Genomic DNA, 26,482 nt, shown 5'->3' on the forward strand with positions numbered 1-26,482 from the left:
GACGTGGCTACTGACCTGCTCCCCGTTGATTAATACACCGCTATTTTTTTCATTACAAGTTGATAGGGATGAGATAGGAATAATACTTATGTTGATAACATCAACCGTTTTACATTGTGGGCTCTATTGATATAAAGTAAGGTATTACCAATGCTAGCGACTCATATAAACACTAAGTTAAGCATGCTGGGAGCAACAACCAAAAATCTTAAAGGAGAAAGGTTTGAAATTATACATAATAGGTAATGGTTTCGATTTATTTCATGATATGAAAACAGGTTATAATGATTTCAAAAAATATGTAATGAGAGAAGACCGTGATGTATACAATGCTGTAGATGAATTTGCTCCTGCCGGAGACGAATGGAATGAACTAGAGTCATCTCTAGGTGATATAGATTTCTACAACATAATTGAAAGGTGTGAGGTGTATTTAACGTCTTACGGAGCAGAGGATTTTAAAGCCAGCGATCATCATAATTATGAATCTGAAATAGAAAGAATAACAAAGAACCTGACAACTGACTTACTGGAACAGTTTTGTAACTGGGTTAACAAGATTGAAGCTCCTAAAGATGGACAATACAAAAAATTTAAAAGTTTTGATAATGAAGCGATCTTTCTTACCTTCAATTATACAAGCACTTTAGAACGACTTTACTCAATAAAAGAATCTAACATCAAACATATACATGGATCAATTGATGATGGTAGTGAAATCATTTTAGGTCATGGTTGGGAGCGTAACAATACTGTTAACCCTGCCCCAGGGGTTGACCAAGATACACGGGAGAGCGGAGGTTATGATATATTAGATGAAATGTTTAATTCGAACTTTAAAAACTGCTCAAAAATAATAAATGAAGAGAGTGTTTTTTTTGATTCATTAAACTCAGTAACTGAGATAATAGTAATCGGACATTCTCTTTCTGATGTTGACTCTAAGTATTTCAAAGAAATATTGAAACACGCTCCCCAAAGTACAATCTGGCGATGCGCGCTACGTGACACCAATCAGGATCAAGAAAAAACAGATTTACTTGTTAACTTAGGGGTCTGTAGAGAGAACATTAAAAATTTGCTAATAAGTTCTCTATAAGAGCCATGATATGAATTTCGGGATACATATCGAGGAAAACTTTGATTCAAAGGCTTGAATGTCAGCTCCTCGCTCATAGCCGACATTTTCCAACTTAGTGGGCTGGTGAGTGTCAGAAACAGACAGTCCTTCACTACTACCACCGTCAAAAGATTAACACTCCGACGGCTGGAAAATTTTCATAGTGAATGTGATAAACCTTGCTCCTTATCTGCGGCAGAAAGAACGAAGGCATATGCTGATGGAGATAAGTGGTGATAGCCGATGACGAGATCGAATTCAATTTCAGCACCTGATAAGGGATGATAACTAATCCGGTCACCTCGAAAGCCACTCATACTTTGAGGAACGACAGATACACCTCCTCCCACAGACACCAATGACAAGACTGCATGCATTCCATGTGCTTCCTGAGTAATCATCGGCACAAAGCCAGCTTTAGCACAAAGGCGGATAACCTGCAGATGAAAGCTCCGCCCCTCAGGCATTGGCCACAAAATAAAGGATTCACCTGCAAGATCGGCAAGCGTAAGGTCTGACCGCTTACTGAAAGGATGATCTTTTGGGATAGCGATACACAGACGATCACTGTCGAAATTGACCTGTTCGATGTCATCAGCTTTTTCAAGAGGGGGGATCAGTACACCGATGTCTAACGTCCCGTCGCGCAGAGCAGCAATCTGTGCAGCGGTTGTTGCTTCTCGCAATTCAAGTCGTACCTTAGGATGACTTGCCCTGAATTCACGAATAATATCGGGCAACCGGCCATAAAGTGCGCTTCCTACATAACCCAGGCGTAAAAGACCAGTTCGTCCTTCGGCCACATCGACCGTAGAAACAATGGTTTTTTCAGCCTGTCGGAGGGTTTTGCGTGCCTCACTGACAAACTTTTCTCCCGCAGGCGTCAGGCCAAGTACGCGATTACCACGCTCGATAAGAGTGACTCCGAGATCTTCCTCCAGTTTCTGTATGGCACTGGTTAGCGGAGGCTGCGACATATTAAGGCGTTCAGCGGCCCGGTGAAAATGTAACTCCTCCGCGACAGCAATGAATTGCTCCATTCTTCGTAAAGTGATCCGTGCCCGACTCTCTGTCGTCATATCCCGCCATCCCTCTTGTTATTGAGTCAATCTTCTCACGATACAATTAAAGTATTAAGAAGCCATATAAATAGTATTTTATATATCAAAGGTATCACTCTATGTTGTTTTCTCAATCAATTAGTGAAAACGGCGAGGGTGACATGGTGGATTTTAAAGGTCGGGTAGTGCTTATCACCGGTGCGGGTCGCGGATTGGGATTCGCGTATGCCCGGTGTATGGGTCAGCTTGGCGCAATGGTTTTGATTCAGGATATCGGTGCCAATTCTGACGGGGAGGGCGTCGATCCTCATATTGCGGAACTGGCGGCAGAGACACTTCGATTGGAAGGGCTGAATGTACACGCGATCCCGGGGGAGCTGGCCTCACGCGAGAGCTGTCACAATTTGTGCAGAGACGCCCTTCAAGTCGCGGGGCGGCTGGATGCCTTAATCCATAATGCGGGTTGGGTGGCTTACGAGAAAATCGAGTCGATAGAGGAAAGTTCTTTTGACCATATGATGGCCATTGCTGCCAAGGCTCCTCTCTGGTTGGCACAGGCGGCCTGGCCTGCAATGAAAGCTGCTGGCTATGGCCGCATCATTATGACGACCTCTTGCCGGGCGCTCTATTTGCAGTATGTTCATAACGGTCTTGCCTCCTACGCGGCAGCGAAGATGGCCGTGATAGGGCTCACGAATGTCCTTGCCAGTGAAGGCAAAAAAGATGGAATTATCGTCAATGCAATTTCTCCCGTTGCCCAGACACGTATGTGGGGGATAGAGGGGGAACCTGCCGAACTCCATCCTTCGCAAGTGGCACCGGGAGTGGCCTATCTTGCCTCAGCAGAATGCACTGATGGGGGATGGATACTTCGTGCCGCGAACGGGCAGTTCCATGCAACCAAAATGAGGGAGGCCGCAAATGTGGACTATCCGCGAAATCTTCGTGCTGTTAAGGCATCAACTGCTCAGGAGGTTGCGGAGAACTGGCAATCGATCGCTATTCCTGATGTGGAATCGCGACAATGAATGGCATTTCGATGGTATTTCCAGGTAAGGCTGTACTGGGAGAGTCACCCATCTGGAGCTGGTCAAGAGCCAGGCTCTTATGGGTTGATACCCTTGGAGCTTCTCTCAATTATTTTGATCCCGAAACGGGCCGGAATGTGGAACATGCCATGCCCGGGCCGCTGGGCTTTGTCGTGGAGAAAAATACGGGTGAGTTAATCATTGGCATAGGCTGTCATGTTGAGCTAATTGACAGAACCGGTAAGAGAAGAAGGATCGCCACTGCGCCACACGTAAAGGAGGGTTTCCGACTCAACGATGCGAGCCTGGACTCCTCAGGCCGCCTGTGGGTTGGGCTGATAGATGAAGAATTGAAAGACGGTTCAGGTTATTTGTATCGTCTCGATCCAGACGGTGAGTGGCATACCGTCGATTCTGGTTTCACGCTTATCAATGGAATCAGCTGGAGTCCCGACTGCAAAACACTCTACGTCACTGATTCCCGGCGTGGCGTAATTTACGGTTATGATAACGATCCTTGCTCAGGCGAAGTCAGTCATCGAAGGGAAGTGGTCAGCATTAATCCCAAAAAAGGTAAGCCTGACGGACTGATCGTTGATCAGGACGGGTTTCTCCTGAGTGTACTCTTTGATGGCGCTGCCATTGCGCGGATATCCCCGGAAGGAGAAATCGAGCGTTGGCTTAATCTCCCCGTGCAGCGACCGACGAGCTGTGCCTTTGCAGATGATGATCGTTATCTGTATGTCACCACCGCGCGACTTGGGTTATCGGAAACGCTTTTAGAGAAGATGCCGTATTCAGGGGCTTTGATGAGGATCGACTATAAGCGTGCACTGGAAGTTTGAGCGTTTTTGCAGACCGCTTTGTGCCATAAGCAGACGTTGCTTATATTTGTCTGTGTTAATCAATGGGGAGCAGGTCAGTTGTTCAATGTATAAGCTTCGCGGATAACAGTCTGAATACTGCCGCCCACAGGGCAACCTAAGGGACAATTGACGCTTATTGCCCCTGATACGACCTGCGGAGAAGTTTCATTTTGTACTTTTTTGATCTGTGTCGTACAGGAAAAAAGGAATAAAAGAGGTAAAAGCGACAACGACCGAAAGTGGCTGGATATAAGCATGTTAACTCCATTTAATATCTAAAATCCTTCAAATAGATACGTAGTTAACCCCAAATAGTCGAGTATTGATACGCTTATATGCTTTGTTGAATAGATCGAAACCCTTGTAGGAATTAGGTTCGGTTTCCCTTTTTAACTGCCAAAGAAAACGTCCAACTAACCCTTGTTTGCTGGACGTTCATTTAAACGCACTTATCAGAAAGCGCTAGTGATTATGCGATACCGTATTTTTTCTCAGTTACGAATTTAGGTTCTTTCCAATTTGGGCCCTTAATGTAGTGTAAGGGACTCTCACCACCCTTGATTATTCCTTTATCAGTCATCTTTATTACCGTAGATAAAAGCTCTCCCTCTGAAATGACATCAAATCGGTAACGTGTATAAAAGCGGTCCAAGTTAGGATAACCAATTCCATTGGGTGAGCGAACGAAAAATGCGACAGCATCCTCAACGGACTCTTTTTGCACTAAAGATTTAAAATCAATCATTTATACTCCCTCCATTCTTGCTCATCAGCCGCTTTTAGTGCATCAGGGGTATATAGCTGCGTTATGTCATCTTTCAATTTATAATCTTCCAAAGTTGCAGTATGGGTACTATTCCAGATTGCCGAAGCAATTGAAGGATTATTTGGCACAGCACCATCCGAGAGCCCCAGAGTCCGGTAACGCTCTAGTTCTCTTATCTCATGGGTATAAAAGCGCTTGTCCGTGTCGGTTACTGGTATCTCTCCCGCTAAGATTTTCTCCAGGCGGTCTATCATCACATTATTACCATCTGAAGGGCCGAAACGTCTAGTATGCAACTTAACCTTATCTAAGCCAGCTCGGTCAATTTTTGCCGTTGTCCAGTCCAGATTTAAAATGGGCCCTCCAGCTTTTTCCGTATCATATGCGCGGCCACTATATTGTCCCTTAGCATTTGTCTCCCCATAAGGATTACTTACCATGACATAGACGGGCTCGACGCCGGTCCCCGTAGCATCCGGCTGCCAATAGATAAAGTCCTGTAATCCTCCACCTTCATATATCGGCAGGGTTGTCGTGACGATACTGTCCGCCTGCCTGAACGTGTTCCCCGTGTGTACGGGTGTGACAGGTGCTGGCGCGGTATTGCCTGTATTTGGCGGAGCAGCGGGCCCAAAAGGTACTGGGTTAATCAGAACCGTTCTGGAGGGTATCCCCGCAACTGCAGGTACCGTTATACGGTCTAATCCGGTAACCGCATCACGGACGCCACTCAGTATTTGGACCTCAGCAGGCACACTGCCACCGGTCTTAAACAACTTTACTGCAAGGCCCCCCTCCTCATAAACCAGTGACCCACGTACCGGCAAGTTTACCGTCTTCATTCCCGGTGCAAGGTTGACCATACCGGCCGTCATCAGACCCGCTTGTACCCCAAAAATAGCCGGGACATCACGACCAGGCACTTTATCGCTGCCACTTCCAGCTTCAGTAGGCCAAAGTCCGCCCACTATTGCCGTTATTACAGCGCCCGCGGGCGTAACTCCCGCAATTCGGCCTAAAGACACAGCACCGCGCCACACCGCCCCGGCAATATAACCAGCCAGTTCACTGGTTGTGGTCAAGACGCCCTGACCTGCGATACCAAACTGCATCATTCCTGAAGCACGGTTCAAAGCAAGGGTTCCCGCGGAGGATAATGCTGCAGTAGCCGCGCCCGCTTTTTCTTGCGTCCAGTCAGATGTGGGTTCTATGCCCGCGTTTTTCATTGCCTGTGCAAGGGCTTCTGCACGTGCCCGAGCTTCAGCTTTCACTCGGGCTTCGGCTTCAGCGCGAGCCTGAGCTTCTGCGGCCTCTCTCTTATCCCGCTCAGCTTTTTCCCTCGCCTCAGCCGCCGCTTTCTCCCTGGCTTCGGCCTCCGCGTTGGCTCTGGCTTCTGCTTGCGTCGCGGCTTCTGCCCGCTGTTTTACGCCCTCCCTGTAAGCCTCTGTCAATCTTGGCACTTCACTGTCATAGGTGACAACACGGGTTTGCGTCGTGCCATTTTTACCGTTTCCCCCGCTAATCACCTTCTTTTTTAACTGCGTCATCACCTTGTCATTGTCCAGCCAATAGCCTGCAGGAATAGTGCCTTGCTGGACAGAGACAAACACTCCCAACGAAGATTTCTCTATGGCGTCGTTACCGATGTTATTGTTACCGCCAGCACTGGTGCTTGCCTGGGGACGAGCATGGCCGGTTTCCATATCGCCGAATGAAACAACGGATACGCTCGTTATCAACCCGCCTAAACCCAATGCTTTCGCCTGGTCTGAATTTAAACCGGTCAGACTAATACGCAATGTGCCGGTTTCGGTGAGACCTGTAATCTGCACTCTGGCTGCAGGATTTAAGTTGAGTGCGCCGCTGAGCAAGTTATTCCATTTTTGAAGGAAAGCTTTATCGTTCAAAATGTCAGATACCTGCTGATCTACCGTACTATTTCCCGTGGTAGCACCGCCTTCGTCATCGCCAGAGTTTCCTTTCATGCCGCCACCAGGCGCTGGTAGGCCACCTCTCTCCTTGCTCCAATTTGTCCCATCGCCGGGACCGCCACCATAATCAAATCCGCTCATTGTTTTCTCCCATTATTTTTCTTGTTTTCATGGTTATTCCTTTCCACTCGCAGTGGTGGTTTCCAGCAAGGCCAGGCGAACTTCCAGAGCTTCACGGGATTTTTTCTCTTCACGGAGGGCCTCAACAAGCAGGGCAACCACACCGTTGATGTTAATCCCCCGAGCATCTTCCAACGCAGTTCCATCATTTAAACGCAGGCTGGTCTGTATCACGGATTCCGGGAGGACCTGTTCTACTTCTTGCGCGATCACGCCCGCTTCCTGCACGCCCTGCTTCAGATACGTATAACCATGGAGGGAATCCAGTTTCTCAAGGGGATTCTCGATTTTCTGGATGTTGGTTTTCATCCGGATATCGGAGCTGGTATGCCAGGCACCATTGGTGAAGGCATCGCCGTTATTGCGAAACTCAAACCAGCCCTGTGCCCCGCCATTGGCAACGTGAAAAGCCAGGAAGTGATGACTTCCAATGCGCTCGTAGTGATATATGTCGGCAAATAAATCGCCAATACCCTGCACACGATAACCGTTGGTGGTGCGGTCTTTGTTGTTATTGGTAAGGTAGTCACCGCGCGCGATGAACCAACCGTCGGTGTTCACCTTGGCGTACTGCCCCGCCTCCAGCTCACGATTTTTCCTGACGCGGATTTCGTTCCATTCTCCCTGCCAGTCACGGTAGGAAACGAAACCGTAATCCTCTTTGCCAGCCACCACGCGCGACCCCATCAACATCGTCGTTTTCACAGTACCGCTGGTAAAATCGGAAGTCACCGCGGGTGATACGTATGTCTGCCCGGCAATCAATGGCGTGGGGCCCGTTGTGCTTGCCGAGATCCCCGCGTCGTTAGACGTGATTAACCCTCCGGCTACATCTAATCCGTTTCGTATTGAAACGCGACCGGTGTTCAGATTGAAGGACAAGGGGCGAAGCGTATTTGGATTACCATCACGAGCCTGACCATTTTCTGTTGTCAGCATCGAGAAATCATTGCCATCGTTACGCAGTAGCACGCCGCGATTGCCATAAGCGAGTCTGAATGCATTTTGCGACATCGATACCAGTTCGGCATCGCTGATGACACGTTTTCTAAGTTGCGTCAGGGATTTAAGTTCGGTTATGTCGTCATTGACGCCGTTCTGTACCTGTGAATTTTGCTTATCTGCCATGATAATTCCTTGAGTTAAAATGAAAAAATCCATTAGTCCGTGATTACCGAGCAAGCAGAGCACGCCACTTGGTCTGATGATCTCAGGCAAAATACTGTATATAAATACAGTAATTTTTATGTTAAGTTAGCGTAAGCAATTCGTCAATACTGTAAATAGGATTTAATTTCCCAATATGTGAATCAGTGTTTTGTCGAAAAAAACGCATATTTTTGCAGTGGTCAGTCAAATGATTTCGCACAATCAGAAATTGCGTCTCGATATGAAAGGGCTTTAGTGAACGGAGGTTTTGTCGATAGAAAAGTCACGATTCGTCGGCGTGGAAATCGTCTTTTATCTGTTGTTGGATGAGCTGGGTAAATTAATGCAGTAGGGGCCCGGTTGGATATGACTGTGAATCTCAATGTTCTGGATGCTTATCGTATTACCCTGAAATAGATGGCTCTCCGTTCAATATGAAATAGAGGTTCTACGCCGTAAATTCGGCGGTTCCAAGTGGACCCTTCAGGCGAAAAAAATTCTGCGTCAGCATTTATTTATAATTTCCTCTTTTTGCTCATTACAGCCCCTGTTGTTGCCTTGGGCTGCTTCGTGCCATAAGCGGACTTTGGTTGAAACCAGTCTGCAAAAATGATTTTTTCCCTTTTGGTTAACTTAATGTGCCGTGCCGCTTGCAGAAAAACAATGAGTGCGCAAAAATGAATGAACGTTCATTCAATTTGTGGGTTGTGATTCACTCAAATCAGTCCGTTGTTAAAACAAGCAAAGGTAAATTATGACTAGTAAAACGCTGAGACTTTTATTTCCACAATGGCAGGGTGGTAATAATCCCCCCTATCATCTTGGGTCGCTTCTTCTCTCGTATCTTTCCCCCGAATCGGATGGCCCCGTTGAGTCAGTCCCTGTCGATGAGCCCACAGCGGAGCCACTGGATAAAGTGGATGGCATTACAGCTAAGCCTCAAATAGTCAGGCAGCTGAGCGATGCAGCCGCTCTGATTAAGAAACGTGATCCCGATTCAATTGTCGTTTTTGGTGGCGATTGCCTGGTGTCACTGGCTCCTTTTGCCCATCTCCTTAATAAATACGGTGATAAACTGGGTGTGCTCTGGATTGACTCTCATCCTGACGTACAGACTGCAAGACAATATCCGAACGCCCATGCCCACGTTCTTGGAGCGCTAATTGGAACCGGTGATAAGGATTTAGTTGCTCATGTATCAACCAGACTTAACCCTTCAAAAATAATGATTGCAGGTATCCACGATCCACTGCCTTATGAAGCTGAATACCTTGCCAGTCATGGCATTGAGACGATAGGTCCTGAAAAGGTTAAAAACGACGCGAAAGACGTCACTGAATGGATCAAGAGAGAAAATATTGAACATCTGGCAATACACATAGATCTGGACGTTCTCGATCCGTCACTGTTCCGTTCGGTTCTTTTCGCCATGCCCGGAAGAGGAGAACATGACTTTGGTGATGTCGCAGAAGGTAAACTATCCATTGACGATGTTCTAAATCTGATAGCTCAGGCAACCTCAAAAGCGAAACCTGTCGGCCTTACACTTGCTGAACATTTACCCTGGGATATGCTGAATCTGAAGAATATGCTCAGTGCGTTACCGCTTATGAAGTAATATCTGATTCTGGGGTCAGAGTTCAACGCTGGCTCCAGAAAAAAACGCTTTTACGCCGGTGCCCTGGATTAAAAATAGTAGTCAACATGTTAAAGAAAACCGAAACCTACCATAAGCTGATTACCGCTGCCGCAGCCTGCTTTGCAGAAAAAGGCTTTAGTGCAACAAGCGTACGTGAAATTTCTACCCGGGCAGGGATTAGCCAGGGAGCGATGTACACGTACTTCAAAAGCAAGGATGACCTTATCAAGGCAATCGTTCTTGAAGAGCAAAATTCTGCTTTGACCGCTCATAGTGCTCCGTCTGACGGCACTTATTACGAGCGCCTTTGCGAGCAGGTTACTTCGTGCATAAGCGATGTAGGTTATCCGGTGACCCATCAGCTGTGGGTTGAAATCATGGCGGAGTCTGCGCGGAACCCTGAATTGCAGAAAACGTATATCTCCAGTGATACCATCATGCGGCAAAGCATTGCGGGAATTATCGCGGACGGTATTGCGGCGGGAGAGTTTCGCAGGGATATTCATCTTGAGGAAGTCACGATAATCCTTTTTGCCTTTATTGACGGTTTAATTGCGCGCAAGGCTATTAACGCATCCTTCTCTTTCAGTCGCGATTTGCCTACGTTTTTTGAGCTAATGTCAAAATTATTGAAATAATGCTACACCCGTTCAGTCAAAATGATAGCGCTTGAATCACAAATGTCCGCTTTTCGCTCAAAGCTTCCGGTCATGGCTGCTTAAAAAACAGGCTTAACGTAGGATATTTAATGAGATGGTCACTCCCTCCTTCCCGGTACTATGCTGAGGATAGGCTTTCATTCGGAGAACTATCATGGAAAACATTGCGCTCATTGGTATCGATCTGGGTAAAAACTCTTTCCATATTCATTGCCAAGATCGTCGCGGCAAGGCTGTTTACCGTAAAAAATTTACCCGGCCAAAGTTAATCGAATTTTTGGCGACATGCCCCGCTACAATCATCGCAATGGAAGCCTGTGGCGGCTCTCACTTTATGGCACGCAAGTTGGAAAAGTTGGGGCATTTTCCAAAGCTGATATCACCACAATTTGTCCGTCCATTCGTTAAAAGTTACAAAAACGACTTTGTCGACGCCGAAGCTATTTGTGAAGCTGCATCGCGTCCGTCTATGCGTTTTGTACAACCTAGAACGGAATCTCAGCAGGCAATGCGGGCTCTGCATCGTGTCCGTGAATCCTTGGTTCAGGATAAGGTAAAAACAACCAATCAGATGCATGCTTTCTGCTGGAATTTGGCATTAGCGTTCCACGAGGAGCTGCCGTTATTAGCCGACTGAGTACCATTCTTGAAGACAATAGTTTGCCTCTTTACCTCAGCCAGTTATTGCTGAAATTACAACAGCATTATCAATATCTTGTTGAGCAGATTAAAGATTTGGAATCCCAGTTGAAACGAAAGTTGGACGAAGATGAGATTGGACAGCGCTTGCTGAGCATTCCCTGCGTCGGAACACTGACAGCGAGTACTATTTCAACTGAGATTGGCGACGGGAAGCAGTACGCCTGCAGTCGTGACTTTGCGGCGGCAACAGGGCTAGTGCCTCGACAGTACAGCACGGGAGGTCGGACGACATTGCTGGGAATTAGTAAGCGAGGTAACAAAAAGATCCGAACTTTGTTAGTTCAATGTGCCAGGGTATTCATACAAAAACTGGAACACCAGTCTGGCAAATTGGCCGATTGGGTTAGGGATTTACTGTGTAGGAAAAGCAACTTTGTCGTCACTTGTGCTCTGGCAAACAAGCTGGCCAGAATAGCCGGGGCCCTAACGGCACGACAGCAAACTTATGTAGCATAACGGCAGAAATACACCGGTTTAAAGAATCACTGATCTGGTTTTGCGAATACTGATATTGATGATACTAACGGCCCACCGGTCTGTTGAGGAACCTGTAAAACGGAAAGGCTCATTGAAGCCGTATATTTTCTGGAGGTTCATCAGGCGCGGAACTCATCGAGGCGCGGGAATAAAATCCCATTCAGACGCCGGATAGATTCAAGCAAGCCAATTTATCGTCAAAATCGGTGTTGCAAAAACGGGAGTGACCATAGATTCGTTTTCCAAGTGGACCCCTGTTATCCTGTGGGCCGTCCGCTGGTACTGCAAATATGGCATCAGTTATCGTGAGCCGCAGGAGATGCTCGCTGAGCGAGGGGGAAATGTCGATCACACCATGATTTATCGCTGGGTTCAGCCTTATGCACCTGAGATGGAAAAGCGGCTGCGCGGGTACTGGCGTTAGCCTTCCGGTTTTGGCTCATGGCATCTCGATGAAACCTACGTGAAGGTCAACGGACGCTGGGCTTATTTGTACCGCGCGGTCGACAGCAGGGCTGCACCATTGAATTTTACCTGTCTTCACGTCGTAACATCAAAGCCGCATATCGCTTTATGGGTAAACTTCTGAACAATACGAAGCGCTGGCAAATTCCACGGTTGATCAACACGGATAAAACCCCGGCGTATGGGCGGGCGCTGGCATTGCTGAAGCGGGAAGGTAAATGTCCGCAGCATGTGCAGCACCGGCAGATAAAGTACCGGAATAATATAATCGAGTGCGATCGTGGCAAACTGAAATGGCTAATCAACGCCACGCTGGGCTTCAAGTCAATGAAGACGGCTTACGCCACAATCAAAGGGATTGAAGTGATGTGAGCGCTAAGGAAAGGTCAGGCAGAATCATTTTATTTTGGGTATCCCCTTGGCGAGATGCGTCTGGTGAGCAGAATCTTTGAAAGATAAGACCTTTTAATAATACGAAAGGCTAATTCATCAATAACTTTGCAACAGTGCCCAAAACATCACCTTAACGTACAATAATTTTCGATATCCAAACTGCCCCCTAAATGGCCAGCTTCGAGGCGGAACTCGGGGCTGAAATAACGTCTGTTATTTCTGGTCATAATGTCACCTGTTTTGTCTATGAGGTGATGACATCACCTCTGTTCAGGTGGCCAAATTCACTATGCCACTACAATTATTATAAATTCTATTTGTTAATTAAAGAGAATGACTCTACGTTTTCATTTTGAGCGCTGAGTTTTGCTAAGTCTATTGTTTCAAAAACTATATCTGCCAATCCTAGCAAATCTTCTGAAGAGTTTTTTGAAATAACATCATTGTTATTTAAGTTATAATCAGATGATAAAGTATAGGAGCCTCTTAACGGATCATGCGTAATAACATGCAACGTTGCTCCAAGTGTTTGCAGAGCTTCCACGGCAAAAGATAATATCTCCGTTGGAGAGTCTTCATTTTGTAAAATGATAACACGCTTGGTGTTATCAACTTTTGATAGTAAAAAAATATTTTTCAGTTTTGCACTTAAAATTTTGTTATCTAAGCTCATTTATTAACTCTTTGGTGTTGGGTTTAACAATTAATGCAAAAAATTCAGGGTGTGATGACAGTTAATTTATTTTTTAAGTTAAACCCTACCCTTAGACGGCAGAGCTTACCAATATTATAAATTTCCAGAGTCAATAAATAGTCAAGGTTTAATCAAGATTGTGTCAAGACTAAAAGTTATAGATAAATGCAATTGTCGATGAGACCTGGTTGGGTTTGAACACAATCGGGCTGTCTTTTGCGTGTTTATCCAGACGAGTGTATTCGATGCTTGCTGCAGTGCTCCAGTGCGGGGTGAATTGATGGCTCCAGGTAAGAGTACTATCCACACCATAGAATCCACTGTTTGCCTGATATTGAGCATATCCAGAGTGAAAGCTTTGATCGCGACTCACGCCATAAAAGGTATTCATATATCGGCTATCGCCAAATAATGCAGCACCTTGGAAAGCAACAGTATTTGTTTCATTTTGTATGGGGAGAAGAGTTATTGACGTTTGGTATTTCACACCCTGTCCATCGCTGAGAGGCAAGATGGTTTTTCCCTCCAATGAAAGCCAGGGTGTAACGGCCCAACCCACAGCCACGACGGTATTGACTGTCGCATTGATATTTCCCATCCCCTTCAATCTATCTGAACCATCTCGCCAGTTGGAATTGCTGTCAGAACGGCCAAGGCTATATCCAAGGGTATGTTCTAGATATAACCCGCTGTCACTTTGCAGGTCATATCCCACTCCCTTTTGCGAATCAAAGAAAAAAGCACCATCGCGTGCCTGAACAACAGGAGCAAATTGCCAATGTTTATTTTCAGAACCGCTGTAGCGAGGGGAATTTTGCATCGCCAGGCCAAGATTTAAGCTCTGCTGACTAGCAGCGTTGGTGTCCGCTAATGTGTTTGTTACGTTTCCTGCAAATAAAAAACAGGTAATGTGAAGGAGTAGTTTTCTGGTTATCATTATAAAACCTCGTCACTCATGACTCGCAAATCAAAGCGGATTACGGCCGCGTATGAAACTCAGAGTATGAAGAGGCAGTATCAATGTACTGTCAGGGAATTATCGAGAAACAGTCAAGGTAGTAAATATGCAAAATAAGCGGATCCTGATTATCGAAGATGATGTTGATGCGGCCAATGTTCTGGAAGCATATTTAATACGAGAAATGTACGAAGTAACCGTTGTCGGGGATGGTCTCTCGGGGCTTGATATGGCACTGCGCTGGAAACCCGATCTTATTTTACTGGATGTGATGCTGCCGGGGATGAGTGGGACGGAAGTATTGGCGTCAGTGCGCCGTAAAAATAATACCCCGGTTATCATGGTAACTGCCATGGGAGATCTGCCGGATAAAATTGGTGCGCTTCGTTATGGGGCGGATGATTATGTAGTCAAACCTTATAACCCTGGTGAAGTTGTCGCGCGAGTACAAGCCGTGCTGCGCAGGACTTCGGGCAATGCTCAAGGCCAGGAGCAGGTGGTTTTGCGCTGGCAGAATTTAGAAGTCGATGTCATAGCCTTGACCGCAAGCATTAACGGTGAGCAAGAGAGCAAATCGTATCTCAATTTAACACCCACAGAATTCAGTATCCTGTCTACTTTGATGAGTTCTGCAACACGGGCTTTTTCACGACAGTATCTTTTAGAAAATTGTCTGCCTGAGAGCGAGGCGTTAGAGCGCGTGGTGGATACACACGTTTATAACCTGCGTAAGAAACTGGAGTCAGCAGGCATTAGTCATGTGCTGGTCAATGTGCGCAGTGTCGGTTACCGGTTCAGACAACCATGAACAGCCGACATCAATCTCTATGGCGCTGGATTTGTGTGCGTATCCTGCTGCTTGCCATTGGCTCTGTGTGCCTTATTGCCCTGTGCATGTGGTCTAGATTCGCGCTGGTTGAGCTGTTGCGAGTGCATGAAATGCCTTCTTCAGTCAGTGCAGAGTTTAAAATACTGCTTCTGAATCCTGAAATTAATCCTCAACGTTTTCATCAAATTGTAGATAAATGGTGGGGTATACGTTTTTCGGATCCCTCGATTGCTTCCGCCGACTGGATCACCGTTGGAATTTTGGTCGTTGTGACGATCCCATTTATTGTTTTTTTTGGGCTGCGATCTGCTCTGCCGCTCTCTTTACAATTTAGTCGCTTGGCTTCGTCCGCACGTGAAGTGGCCAGAGGTGACTTTGAAACTCAGGCGGCATTGGTTAAAGGAGCGCCCTCGGAGCTGGTTCAATTCACGGAAGATTTCAATACTATGGTTCAGCAACTTTCGCGCTACGAGCGCGAGCTGCATGCCTCCCATGTCGCGATGGCACATGAATTGCGCTCTCCGCTCACGGCCGCGATGGGGCGACTTCAGGGAATGATCGACGGCGTATTTCAGCCAGAACCCAGGCAGCTGGAAATGGTCATGAAACAGTTAGTCAGTTTAAATCGTCTGATAGATGAACTGCACCTGCTTTCGCTGGCAGATGCCGGGGAGCTCAGCCTTGATATCTTTGAGTGGGATCTCGCCGAGCTGTTGCAGGAGCGGGTGATGTGGATAAAGCCGCAAGCTGAGACCACGGGAATGGTTATTGCTGTTCATGCACCGGCTAAGTGCCGTTTCAAAGGTGATCCATTCCGGTTGGGGCAGGTGTTTACTATCTTGATGGAAAATGCCCTACGCTATGCCTCGGAAGGCGGCACCCTGGATATTTATGTAGAAAGGTTGACCGATGCGTATCAAATTTCGTTTTGTGATAAAGGGAAAGGGGTGTCTGAAGCTTTCATCCCGCTGATGTTTGAACGATTCACCAGAGCTGAAACGTCGCGCGCCCGTCATTTTGGCGGCAGTGGCCTGGGCCTGTCCATAGCCCGAGCAATCTGCGAATCTCATGGGGGCAGAATTATGGCCCAAAATGCAGAAAATGGCGGGCTAAAAGTCGTCATTCAATTTCCCGATAAGGAAAAATAAATAAAAAAGTGTCAGTCTTGACGGTCCCTTGATGAAATATAGGGGGAATCTGGACCAATGCTGGATTGAATAGCGTTATATCAATTCAGGGGCAGGGTCATGACAGACACTTTTGCAGATTTAGCTCGCCAGGCAATTAGCCATATCATTTCATCTTGTAAAATAACTCATTTTTTAATTGGGCTTATTTTGCTGTCTTTTTTAATCGGTCTGAATAGTTGTGGTGAAAAGCAGCAAAAGGTTGCTCTTTCGCCGCGGCCAGTGCGTTTTGTGATTGCACCTCAACCTACATTGTCAATTTTTCACAACCAAACCGGTGAAATTCGTGCCCACGACGAGCTTACGTTGGGATTTCGTCTTGGCGGCAGGCTGCTTACTCGACGTGTTGAGGTGGGCGACGAGGTTAAAAAGGGGGAACTACTCGCCTCCCTTGAAAGTGAAACCGGCGAAAATCAGTTCAACAGTGCTCGCGCCGATCTGCAAAGTGCCATCGTAAGCGAACAGGTGGCGGCAGCCAATCTCAGACGAATGAAAATTTTAATGCCTTCGGGGGCGATTGCACGGGTGCAGCTGGATAATGCGATGGCAGACTGGCAATCCGCTTTATCTCATCGTCAGACAAGTGAAAATGCTCTGAAAAATGCGCGGGAGAACCTGGACTGGACTCGACTCACCGCCCCTGCGCCAGGCGTAATAACCCAGGTTAGCGCCTCGTCCGGGCAAGTCGTTGGCGCAGGGCAGACTGTTGTCAACTTGGCCGAAGCTACGGAGCTCGACGCAGTATTTGACCTTTCGGAGTCTCAGGTTCGGGCTCTGAAAAATGTTCAAAGCCTCAATGTTTCCCTTCTCTCCGATCCCGCCATTACAACCCATGGAATCTTAAGGGATATAAGTCCCCAGGCTGATCCTCAAACACGTACCTGGCGCGTTCGAATTTCGCTGAACAATCCCCCGCGGGCGATGGCTCTTGGCGCAAGTGTACAAGCGTCATTACCAGAAACAGGGCTCGGGGGGATTCGGCTTCCGGCTTCTTCTCTTTCCCAGTCAGGAGGGACACCGGCAGTTTTTATCGTTGATCGCAGAAATCTGCAACTTGAAATGCGTCCGGTAATTATCGGTAGATTTTCTACCCGCGAAGTTTTCATTTCGTCGGGGATCCGGCCCGGTGAAACAGTCGTAACAGCAGGAGTGAGCAAGCTACGTCAAGGGGAGAAAGTGAGCCTTGGGGAGGGCCAAGAATGAACAGTAATAGATCCAAAAGGGCATTTAATCTTTCGGCCTGGGCGCTTAACCATCAGCAAGTGGTCACATTTTTCATGCTGCTATTGTTGGCCGCGGGGAGTTGGGGGTATGAAAATCTTAATCGTAACGAAGACCCGGCGTTTACTATAAAGACTGCTGTAGTTTCGGCTCAGTGGCCTGGAGCCAATGTTCATGACACCGTTAATCTTGTCACCGATGTGCTGGAGAAGAAGTTACAAGAAATTCCTCACCTTGATTATGTCGAAAGCAACACGCGGGCAGGGCAGTCAGTTATATTTGTTTATTTGCGAGAGGACACTCCGCCAGCCTCCGTACCCGATATCTGGTATCAGGTGCGCAAAAAAATGCAGGATATTTCTCCCTCGCTCCCTGCCGGTGTCCTGGCACCTACCGTCAACGATGAGTTTGACGACACTTTCGGCACAATTTATGGGTTTACTGCGGAGGGTTTTACAGAAAGAGAATTGCGCGACAGAGTGGAGGCCATTCAACGCAGTCTGATGTCATTGCCCAATATAGGGAAAATCAGTCTACTGGGTGTGCAAGAAGAACAAATGGTCGTTGCTTTTTCACCGCGCCAGCTTGCGGGAATGGGGATCACCCTGCAACAAATCTCTGATGCCTTGAAGCAACAAAACGCAGTAGTACCCAGCGGCACGCTGCGCGGCGATCGTGAAAACATTACGTTCCATGTGAGCGGGGCGCTGAGTACGCAGCAAAGCCTGAAAGAGATAACGTTGCATGTTGACGGGCGTTACATCCCCTTAACTGATATTGCCTCGATTAGCCGGCAGGTTGCCGAGCCGCCGTCTCCGGCCTTCAGAGTTAACGGGCATCCTGCGATTGGCATGGCAATCTCAATGGCCAAAACGGGCAATATGCTCAGTTTTGGCCGTGAGCTCAACCTGCGAATGAACGCTATTCGACATGCCCTTCCTCACGGTATCGAGATGACTAAGGTTGCCGACCAGTCCGCTGTTGTAAAGCAGGCGGTAAACGGATTCATTAGAGTGTTGGTAGAAGCCGTTATTATCGTTTTGGCTGTCTCTTTTATATCTTTGGGAACTCGGGCCGGGCTCGTCGTTGCCACGGCTATTCCATTGGTACTGGCCATAACGTTTATTGGCATGATGCTAACAGGGATTGGGCTCCAGCGTATTTCACTGGGGGCACTGATTATCGCGCTGGGACTCATGGTTGATGACGCGATGATCACTGTTGAGGCAATGATTTCCAGAATGGAGGCAGGAGATAGCCGCTGGCACGCGGCGACTTACGCCTTTGAGACTACCGCCTTTCCCATGCTGACCGGTACGCTTGTAATGATTGCCGGATTTATTCCAGTGGGTTTTGCTGCATCCAGCGCGGGTGAGTATTGCTTTTCACTGTTTGCCGTAGTTCTGATTTCACTTTTAAGTTCCTGGGCCGTTGCGGTTTTATTTTCGCCCTTAATCGGCACTTGGATCTTATCGCCAAAAATAAAACCACACAGTGGCTCCCCCGGAAGACTGCTTCATTTTTATCAACGAATAGTAGACGCCACTTTGGCTCACCGTGGCCTGACTCTTTTCATTGCCGTTTTTCTGCTCGGGCTATCAGCTTATGGCACCACCTTTATGCAGGGGGAGTTCTTTCCAGCCTCCGACAGGCCAGAACTGCTGGTGAGCCTGACGCTTCCTGCCAATGCATCGCAGGTAGAAACATCCAGGCAAACAAGCAGATTGGAAGATTGGCTGAAGAAGAATCGATACGTTGATCACTTCTCAAGCTATGTCGGTTCTGGGGCTGTAAGATTCTATTTACCCATGGAGGTTTTACTGGATAACGAAAATACATCCCAGCTAGTCGTTGTAGCTAGAAACCTGAAAGACAGAGACAGGCTTCAGCAGCAGTTAAATTCACATCTTGCTCTAGATTTCAGAGATATCACGACGCGAGTGTCGCCGCTTGAACTCGGGCCACCCGTTGGATGGCCGCTTAAATATCGCATCAGTGGACCAGACTACAACGAGGTTCGCCAGCTAGCACAGCATCTTGAGGCTATCGTAGGCAACAGTAACTTGACGCGAGAGGTGAATCTTACTGCCGGAGAACCCGAGCGTGTCGTCACGCTTGAGGTTAATCAAACGGTTGCCCGTGCCGCCGGTGTATCTTCCGAGAGCCTGTCGGAGGTGCTAAATACTGTTTGGTCAGGAAGCGTGGTGACTACCCTGCGTGATAACAATAGGTTAATTGACGTGGTATTAAGATCCAATGACCATGAGAGACTCGATTTGGATACGCTTGCCAATCTAAAGGTAACATCGACCAACGGGGGCAAAGTCCCAATAAGTCAGGTGGCAACGTTGAGATGGGGCGTGAGTGACCCGATTATCTGGCGCAGACAGCGATTGCCTTTCATCACAGTGCAAACCGACTTGGCACCTGGTATGCAAGCCGAGTCGGTTTCAAAGCAACTCTCTCCTATGGTAGACAAACTGCGCCGTTCGCTTCCTGAAGGCTATAACATTGAAGAGGGAGGCACTGTTGCTGAATCAGCCAAAGGGAACAATTCAGTTTACGCAGTGTTGCCAATAACTTTATTCGTCATGCTGGTATTGCTAATGATTCAACTGCAAAGTATTTCCCGCATGCTTGTCGCTTTGCTTATGGCTCCCTTTGCCCTAATTGGCATCGTGCTTGCGATGCTACCCAGCGGAACGCCGATGGGTTTTGTGGCTTTGTTGGGTATCATTGCATTGTCAGGGATGATTATTCGCAATGCCGTTATTCTTATTAGTGAGGTCGACAGTAATTTCCGTGAAGGGATGGCGCAACAAAACGCAATCGTCAGCGCTGCCCTTCACCGTTCGCGGCCGATTCTGTTGACTGCTTCAGCGGCAATTTTAGGGATGATCCCTATCTCGGAGCAGGTTTTTTGGGGGCCAATGGCCTACGCCATCATCGGAGGCTTGTTTGTTGCCACGCTCATTACACTGACTGTGTTGCCTGCATCAATAAGTGTCGTTATGGAAGTTGAGTTGAAATGGAAAAATAAACACGCTGGCTAAAGTATGAAATAGTATTGTGATTCGTTGAATATTATTGCATAAGCTAACGCGGTTAATTTTTTGCAGCCCGTTAAATGCCAAACAAGTCTCCTTCCGGCTGCATAAAGTTGGAAGGGATATCCAGAGTGCCAGACTTAATAATAATGGCACTGTTGCAAAGTTATTGATGAGTTAGCCTTTCGTGTTATTGAAAAGTCTTATCTTTCAATGATTCTGCTCACCAGGCGCATCGCGTCCGTTGACCTTTACGTAGGTTTCATCGAGATGCCATGAGCCAGAAGCGGACTAAGGTAGTACCGTATTTACATAAAGAGTATTGTTTAAAATCAATCGATTTGATGAGTTAACTTCTCAAGGATTAAAATAATGCCACTGCCGGAAAGAATGAGACCAGGCAAAGTCAGTAGTAATAAAATTAATGAACTTTCAAAAAGTGCTGAAATGATACTTTCTAAAATTGATGGAGGTTCTGTTCAAGAAGATCCCATATTAGTAACCATGATGGGCGAATGGAACAACCAGGTTGTATATCCCTATACTTTTTCTGATTTCAGAGATTTTTCCTCCTGGACCCGTGCCAGGGAATTTACCAGGATGGCCTTTAATCTGGAGAGGTTTTACCCAGACTATACCTGGAGCGAATTGATTCAAACAATCAAATTTATATGTGACTCCGAGGGCAAAGAATCCGAACAAAACTTTGCTCTTTCATTACTTGAGAGGAATTTTAACGGTAATCCATCTGATCTTATTTTTTGGCCAGATAGTTGGTTCCAGAATCCTGAGATGTTACATGTTGATCTCAGTGTTGACGAGATTGCTGGGTACTTGATGGCTATACATCAAAATGACGAGTAAGAGCCGACGTCCGCTCCTCGCTCACAGCAGCCCTTGTGCGTTGCCTTGGGCCGCTTTTTGCAAAAAGTGGACGTTGCTATCACCTCAATGTATTAATCATTGGATGCAAATCATACCTAAGGTTAGAAAATGAGTCGTACTAACAATGCCATTAGCAACCTCACATCAACTTTCAATCCGACGGTTATCTTGTATATCCGTACAAATTAATCCGGCCAGACAAATATTCACCTAAATAGACTTCACTAATTTTATTGAAGCCTTGCTCTGCGATTTTAGATTCTAACCACTCTCTGTCTTTATTAATTATCTCAAGCAAGTCATGGTTTGCTAATCCATCCACTATTATCGGATAACGAATGTTCTCATCGCCACTTTGAATAATAGTTAACTGCCCATTTTGCTCAAGCACTACGCGCTTGAGTTGTTCAACTTCATATATACCGTTAGATCTTAATTTAAACATTAAATCATGGGCCGAAACGCCATTCCTTAAACACTCTTTAACATCTACACTGCCGTTGTGCACTAATGTAATCGGTTTCCCATCAATAATATGCTTAAGAAAACGGTTATTTTCCTTTAAAAACTTGAGAATGAAAACCAGCAATGTCCAGATGATTAACACAAGTACAAATTGCAGCACAGTTATCGATTCATTATAGATAACGCCACCGATAATTCCGCCTAATACGTAGTTTTGAACCTGATCCATTGCAGAGGATGGGGCTAAGTTTCCTTTCCCCATCAGATTTATTTGTACAATCAGGCAAAGTATTCCTAGCCCTAATTTTATTATTATCGGTGTATAGATAGGCATGTAGTCCCTCGTTATTTTATAATGGTAATGTCCGGGTTAATTAACCCGATCCTGACTAAGCTGTAAGTGTTTTGATCTGCGCTTAAATTTACGCGATAATAGTTATCATTAATCTTAACAATCACACCATCAGATAATTGCACTGAACTGGAAAGGATAGCATCAACCCCTACATTCTTTTCCCTGGCGAGGAGTTTTACAAAATTAACCATTTGCGATGATTGAGAGTGTATATTTTCACTATTTGCGTAGTCTGAGTATTGAACGCCGGAAATAAACAGCAAAAACAAGAAGGCGATAATCGTTAAGTCTCGATATTTAGTCTGTAGACGATGACGCATATACAGGCTGAATACGACAATTAAAACAAACAGAGTGCTAAAAATAATCGCATACTTGAAGTAATCATTTAAATTAGACTGCGTTTGCAGGTAGTTTATACCATAAAAATTCATGTAGTAATCATCTTGGTTGTTAAGGCTCTATTTTTTATAATTATAGTCAAGTATTGTCAATTATCTTTCTCATTTTCAATCTTTTAACAACCGTACAGAAACTGTTCTCGATTGATGAGTAAAGCCCCACGTGAATAATGTTTACGCCGGTAACTCGTCGCTAATGTATTATTGGTCGGTAAGTCTACTTCGGACAGTACGAGCTCCGGCGTCATTGTAGCGCCAGCTTTCATTGTCCCACACTACTTGACTAAAAATCCGTTTCTAAAAGGGTCGCGTGGGTCGATGAGCCATTTACAGAATCCATATAGATAAGCATTGCCCGATATCTCGGGGATGATTGCCGGAAAATCCCCGACCGTTGTTTCACCGATGACCCTTCCTCGAAAGACAGAACCTATTATTGACTCATTGACCAATATTTCGTCTCGTTGAAGCTCACCCCGTAGAAACAGCTGGGCGACTCTCCCGGCAGTCCCCGTTCCTGTAGGAGAACGGTCTACCTCACGGTCAGCAAAAATACAGCAGTTTGCCTGAGACGATCCGGCATGCCTGGGCTCACCATCAATCACTGTCCCATAGATTACGCCTTCCTCAGCGGAGTCAGGATGTTTAACCAAGAAGTTAGTATTTGCGGCATGGGTGACTTCGGCACCAAATTGCGTGAGAGCGTCAATTGAGGATTCACGTATTGGTAATCCATGCGATTTGCCGCGAGTATAAAAATAGAATACTCCCCCGTAAACGATATCGCCGATGACGTCCCCGAAGGTGGGCGTGCTGACTTTTACGTCGCGATGATAAATAAAAGACGGCGCATTAATAAAACGGACACCATTGGCATGATTGCCATCCCAATTGACGAAAGCCTCTATGACACCGCAGGGCGCATCAATACCAACACGTGTTTCCGGTAAGGTCCGTTCAACCCAACCTAGCTCTACGGCCGCGGTCGCTAATGCGATAATCCCATGACCACAGAGGTCGCTATATCCCTCGTTATGGATAAAGATTATCCCAATGTCCGCACCGGGGGAGACCGCCTGCGTAAGATAGCCCCCGTACATATCTGCATGTCCGCGAGGTTCGAATATTAATGCCTGGCGAATATCATCAGCATATTGGCGAAACCATGTTCTGCGTTCTGCAATGCTGTCACCCTGTGCTTCCGGTAAGCCTGAAATAACGATACGAAAAGGCTCTCCAGCCGTGTGGACTTCAACCGTTTCAAGCGTAAGCATTTTATTGATATAACTCCATGTATTAAAGGAGTTAATTTAGAGGTTGTTTATTATTAACGCAACGTTACTACCGTTCTAAAATTTGGACGATTTGATGTCGGCAGGCGAGTTATTAAACCCTGAGGCAAAGCACAGTAATCCCTTCCCACTCCCCCCCCATTTTAAGCAGAAAGTCAGAACGGGCTGGCTTGATGAGCTTTTATACGCTCGCCGCTGATGGGATGAATAAAATGCAGCTCGCTGGCGTGCAGCATCAGGCGAGGAGTCTGTTCGGTACCGGGCAGCAGGAGACCGCCATACAGGTCACAGCCCAAAATAGGGTGGCCCAGGTGCTGACAGTGGATGCGCAGCTGATGGGTGCGTCCGGTTTCCGGAGTCAGCTGGACCCGCGTCAATGGCAGTAATCTCCCGTCTTCCAGCGCATGATAAAAGCGTTCAACCACCCGATAACCGGAGCGAGCAGGCTTGCCATTTAGGGCGCAAATCGACATCAGCGGAAACAGCGCCGGGTCTTTAGCAATCGCCGCGTCTATGATCCCTTCGTTGTGAGCCAGATGTCCGCAGAGTAATGCGCTGTAGGTTTTGGTCACCGTGCGCTCGCTGAACTGCTGGCAAAGTGCGGCATTGATAGCCTTATTGCGGGCAATCACCATCAGTCCAGACGTCCCGAAGTCGAGGCGGTGGATCAGGGTGCAGCCGGGGAATAGCTCTACCAGCCGATAATGCACTGAATCCAGATTTTGCGGATTTTTCCCCGAGAGGCTGAGCAGCCCTGTGGGCTTATTGATGAGTACTAAGTGATCGTCCTGATAGAGAATCTCAATCTTGTCATGGCAAGGCGGGGCAATAAAAGTATCGATTATCTTGGACATCAGGCTACCGGGATGAAGAGCGGGAGCGGATGATAGCGAATTTTATACTCACTGGCGAGCCGAGCATATGAATACAGAGTCGGCCTGGGGTAGGTAATGTTGTGACCCGTTCTGATATCGGTTGATACTTTCTCTTTATCCTAACGCCTGATCAATTACATCAGGCGTTTTGTATTTAAGCGACAGATGCTGTGGCTTCTCGCTACAGATTGCGATTGATTGCGCATCCCGCCGTTAATCAGTTAACCCTCCGACTTAAGGCTTTCCGCGCGCCCGACAATCCCAAACTGAATCAAACACGCTCTGAGCACGCCGAACGCATCCTGGCACTGCCTTTCATCCACGCAGGCATAACCCAGCAGCAGTCCGCGTCGCTCTTGCAGATGCATATAATATTGCGACAGGGGCCGCACTTTTACGCCACGCTGCAACGCCAGAGCGGCAACCGCCACATCGTCACAGCCGGTAGGGAGATTGATCACCAGGTGCAAACCCGCTTCGTGATTCACCTGAGGCATAAAATCCTTGCCTAAGTAGCGTTCAATCAAGTTGGCCAAAAAGCGCCGTCGCTGGCTGTAGAGTTTACGCATACGGCGAATATGCGCCACGTAATGCCCTTTTAGAATAAATTCCGCCAGCGCACGCTGCACCAGCAGATGCCCACCACGGTAGAGCTCAGCCGCTGCCACACGGAGCGGTTGCGCTAATGCTTTTGGTACCACCAGATAACCGAGGCGCAGTGCCGGATAGAGTGTTTTACTGAAGGTGCCCATGTAAATGACCGGCGCATCAGGCTCAAAACCTTGCAGCGATGGAAAGGGTTGACCGGCAAAGCGAAATTCACTGTCATAGTCATCTTCCACTAGCCAGGTTTTATGTTTGCGCGCCAAATCCAGGAGCTGTTTTCGCCGTTCAAGACTGAGATGTACGCCAAGTGGATATTGATGTGACGGGGTGATAAAAACCATTTTTGGCACAGGGGTTCGCGGCGGCAGGTCAGGGATAATGCCCTGTTCATCCACTGACATGGCCTGAATTTTTAGCCCGTTGATGCGCAATAGGTTACGTGTTCCCCAATAACCCGGTTCTTCGATCCACGCCAGATCCCCCGGATCGCAGAGCACACGGGTCACCAAATCCACGGCCTGATGAATTCCCTCGGTGATAATTATTTGGTCGGCATCGGCCCGTACTGAACGCGAAACGCTGAGATACTCCGCCAACGCCTGACGCAAATACGTGCAGCCCCCATTGCTACTGTAGATAAGCCTGTCTATATCGGGTTCTTTGTTAAGCCGCGCTTGAATTTGGCTAAAAAGTTTATGTGGAAATTGGGTGACATCGGGTGCGCCTGGCACAAAGGCACCCCACTGATACGGCGAGGCGTTTGCATGTCCCAACAAGGACGAGCCGCGCTTGGAGATGGCCGCGCTTTTGGCGACGAGGGGCAGGCTGAGAGCGTCGTTACGCGGACTATTTAAACACCTTTCCGGCAGCGTTTCGGCTACCCAGGTGCCGCTACCGGTTCGCGCCGTGACGTAACCCTGTGACATCAAATTGTCATAGACGTTAAGGACGGTATTGCGAGAAACCGACAGTTCGCGCGCTAAATCCCGCGTAGCCGGTAATCGCGTGGCACGTGGAAATATTCCCTCCACAATCGCAGCCTGCATACACGCCAACAGGCGCTGTTGCAGCGTCCCTTCCGGCAAACACCGCAAACGCTCTAATACATGATCGGCGTACAAACTCCGCAATTGGATCCCCCCTTTTCTATAGAAGTGGCTCTGGCAACAAACCTTGGCACAGGGATAAATAAGCGTGTTTGTCGTGATTTGTAAAGACTCTTATTGCTAAG

21 protein-coding genes and 2 pseudogenes are annotated in these 26,482 nt (G+C 47.2%); 12 read left to right on the forward strand and 11 right to left on the reverse strand.

Annotated elements, in window-relative coordinates; genetic code table 11:
• Positions 1-223 precede the first annotated feature (223 nt).
• The gene (locus O1V65_RS03495) at positions 224-1,099 is read left to right on the forward strand and encodes a bacteriophage abortive infection AbiH family protein (RefSeq protein WP_269130168.1); all 876 of its coding nucleotides are present in this window, start codon (positions 224-226) and stop codon (positions 1,097-1,099) included.
• Positions 1,100-1,278: 179 nt separating this feature from the next.
• Here O1V65_RS03495 and O1V65_RS03500 read toward each other — a convergent pair whose 3' ends face one another.
• Entirely contained in the window at positions 1,279-2,199 is a 921-nt protein-coding gene (locus O1V65_RS03500) for a LysR substrate-binding domain-containing protein (protein ID WP_269130169.1), read from the reverse strand.
• A gap of 101 nt (positions 2,200-2,300) precedes the next feature.
• On the opposite strand from O1V65_RS03500, the gene O1V65_RS03505 reads away from it, so the two are divergent.
• Both O1V65_RS03505 and O1V65_RS03510 read left to right on the forward strand, forming a co-directional pair.
• Entirely contained in the window at positions 2,301-3,209 is a 909-nt protein-coding gene (locus O1V65_RS03505) for an SDR family NAD(P)-dependent oxidoreductase (protein ID WP_269130170.1), read from the forward strand.
• Entirely contained in the window at positions 3,206-4,054 is an 849-nt protein-coding gene (locus tag O1V65_RS03510; RefSeq protein ID WP_269130171.1) for an SMP-30/gluconolactonase/LRE family protein, read from the forward strand. The genes O1V65_RS03505 and O1V65_RS03510 overlap by 4 nt, the downstream gene beginning before the upstream one ends.
• Positions 4,055-4,544: 490 nt before the next feature.
• Here O1V65_RS03510 and O1V65_RS03515 read toward each other — a convergent pair whose 3' ends face one another.
• The 3 genes from O1V65_RS03515 to O1V65_RS03525 form a co-directional block, all read right to left on the reverse strand.
• Entirely contained in the window at positions 4,545-4,820 is a 276-nt protein-coding gene (locus tag O1V65_RS03515; protein WP_017494481.1) for a hypothetical protein, read from the reverse strand.
• Positions 4,817-6,826 carry an S-type pyocin domain-containing protein gene (locus tag O1V65_RS03520; RefSeq protein WP_240905268.1) on the reverse strand — a complete coding sequence of 670 codons (2,010 nt, stop codon included), beginning with the start codon at positions 6,824-6,826 and terminating at the stop codon, positions 4,817-4,819. The genes O1V65_RS03515 and O1V65_RS03520 overlap by 4 nt, the downstream gene beginning before the upstream one ends.
• Positions 6,827-6,946: 120 nt before the next feature.
• Positions 6,947-8,080, reverse strand: a complete 1,134-nt coding sequence (locus tag O1V65_RS03525; protein WP_017490095.1) for a tail fiber domain-containing protein — start codon at positions 8,078-8,080, stop codon at positions 6,947-6,949.
• A gap of 775 nt (positions 8,081-8,855) precedes the next feature.
• Between O1V65_RS03525 and O1V65_RS03530 the strand changes: the two genes are divergently transcribed.
• From O1V65_RS03530 to O1V65_RS03545, 4 genes and pseudogenes are all read left to right on the forward strand, one after another.
• Positions 8,856-9,719, forward strand: a complete 864-nt coding sequence (locus tag O1V65_RS03530) for an arginase family protein (RefSeq protein ID WP_017490096.1) — start codon at positions 8,856-8,858, stop codon at positions 9,717-9,719.
• Between the two features lie 86 nt (positions 9,720-9,805).
• The gene (locus O1V65_RS03535; protein WP_017490097.1) at positions 9,806-10,378 is read left to right on the forward strand and encodes a TetR/AcrR family transcriptional regulator; all 573 of its coding nucleotides are present in this window, start codon (positions 9,806-9,808) and stop codon (positions 10,376-10,378) included.
• Positions 10,379-10,553: 175 nt separating this feature from the next.
• Positions 10,554-11,557: pseudogene (locus O1V65_RS03540) on the forward strand (IS110 family RNA-guided transposase).
• Between the two features lie 244 nt (positions 11,558-11,801).
• Positions 11,802-12,502, forward strand: a pseudogene (locus O1V65_RS03545) (IS6 family transposase).
• A gap of 247 nt (positions 12,503-12,749) precedes the next feature.
• Here O1V65_RS03545 and O1V65_RS03550 read toward each other — a convergent pair.
• Together O1V65_RS03550 and O1V65_RS03555 are read right to left on the reverse strand one after the other, a co-directional pair.
• A complete protein-coding gene (locus O1V65_RS03550; RefSeq protein ID WP_165429365.1) occupies positions 12,750-13,109 on the reverse strand; it encodes a hypothetical protein in 360 nt (119 codons plus the stop codon).
• Between the two features lie 169 nt (positions 13,110-13,278).
• On the reverse strand, positions 13,279-14,067 hold the full coding sequence (locus O1V65_RS03555; protein WP_017490101.1) for a MipA/OmpV family protein: 789 nt from the start codon (positions 14,065-14,067) through the stop codon (positions 13,279-13,281).
• A 127-nt stretch (positions 14,068-14,194) separates the two neighbouring features.
• Here O1V65_RS03555 and O1V65_RS03560 point away from each other — a divergent pair, with 127 nt between their 5' ends.
• From O1V65_RS03560 to O1V65_RS03580, 5 genes are all read left to right on the forward strand, one after another.
• Positions 14,195-14,896 carry a response regulator gene (locus tag O1V65_RS03560; protein WP_017490102.1) on the forward strand — a complete coding sequence of 234 codons (702 nt, stop codon included), beginning with the start codon at positions 14,195-14,197 and terminating at the stop codon, positions 14,894-14,896.
• A complete protein-coding gene (locus tag O1V65_RS03565) occupies positions 14,893-16,065 on the forward strand; it encodes a sensor histidine kinase (RefSeq protein ID WP_026110286.1) in 1,173 nt (390 codons plus the stop codon). Before O1V65_RS03560 ends, O1V65_RS03565 begins: the two co-directional genes overlap by 4 nt.
• Positions 16,066-16,164: 99 nt before the next feature.
• The gene (locus O1V65_RS03570) at positions 16,165-17,307 is read left to right on the forward strand and encodes an efflux RND transporter periplasmic adaptor subunit (RefSeq protein ID WP_165429367.1); all 1,143 of its coding nucleotides are present in this window, start codon (positions 16,165-16,167) and stop codon (positions 17,305-17,307) included.
• A complete protein-coding gene (locus O1V65_RS03575) occupies positions 17,304-20,378 on the forward strand; it encodes an efflux RND transporter permease subunit (RefSeq protein WP_269130172.1) in 3,075 nt (1,024 codons plus the stop codon). The genes O1V65_RS03570 and O1V65_RS03575 overlap by 4 nt, the downstream gene beginning before the upstream one ends.
• A gap of 366 nt (positions 20,379-20,744) precedes the next feature.
• Positions 20,745-21,236, forward strand: a complete 492-nt coding sequence (locus O1V65_RS03580; protein WP_084913049.1) for a hypothetical protein — start codon at positions 20,745-20,747, stop codon at positions 21,234-21,236.
• A 184-nt stretch (positions 21,237-21,420) separates the two neighbouring features.
• Here O1V65_RS03580 and O1V65_RS03585 read toward each other — a convergent pair whose 3' ends face one another.
• From O1V65_RS03585 to pdxR, 5 genes are all read right to left on the reverse strand, one after another.
• Positions 21,421-22,056: a DUF421 domain-containing protein gene (locus tag O1V65_RS03585; RefSeq protein ID WP_017490107.1), complete on the reverse strand. Its 636-nt coding sequence runs from the start codon at positions 22,054-22,056 to the stop codon at positions 21,421-21,423.
• Between the two features lie 11 nt (positions 22,057-22,067).
• Positions 22,068-22,511 carry a DUF3290 domain-containing protein gene (locus O1V65_RS03590; RefSeq protein ID WP_017490108.1) on the reverse strand — a complete coding sequence of 148 codons (444 nt, stop codon included), beginning with the start codon at positions 22,509-22,511 and terminating at the stop codon, positions 22,068-22,070.
• Positions 22,512-22,753: 242 nt separating this feature from the next.
• Entirely contained in the window at positions 22,754-23,752 is a 999-nt protein-coding gene (lhpH, locus tag O1V65_RS03595; protein ID WP_017490109.1) for a trans-3-hydroxy-L-proline dehydratase, read from the reverse strand.
• Positions 23,753-23,925: 173 nt separating this feature from the next.
• Complete coding sequence (locus O1V65_RS03600) at positions 23,926-24,624, reverse strand: RluA family pseudouridine synthase (RefSeq protein WP_017490110.1); 699 nt, start codon at positions 24,622-24,624, stop codon at positions 23,926-23,928.
• Positions 24,625-24,866: 242 nt separating this feature from the next.
• Positions 24,867-26,381, reverse strand: coding sequence for a MocR-like pyridoxine biosynthesis transcription factor PdxR (gene pdxR / locus O1V65_RS03605; RefSeq protein WP_026110287.1), 1,515 nt, complete (start codon positions 26,379-26,381; stop codon positions 24,867-24,869).
• Positions 26,382-26,482 lie beyond the last annotated feature (101 nt).

This window comes from Rouxiella badensis, assembly GCF_026967515.2.
Lineage (GTDB): Bacteria > Pseudomonadota > Gammaproteobacteria > Enterobacterales > Enterobacteriaceae > Rouxiella > Rouxiella badensis.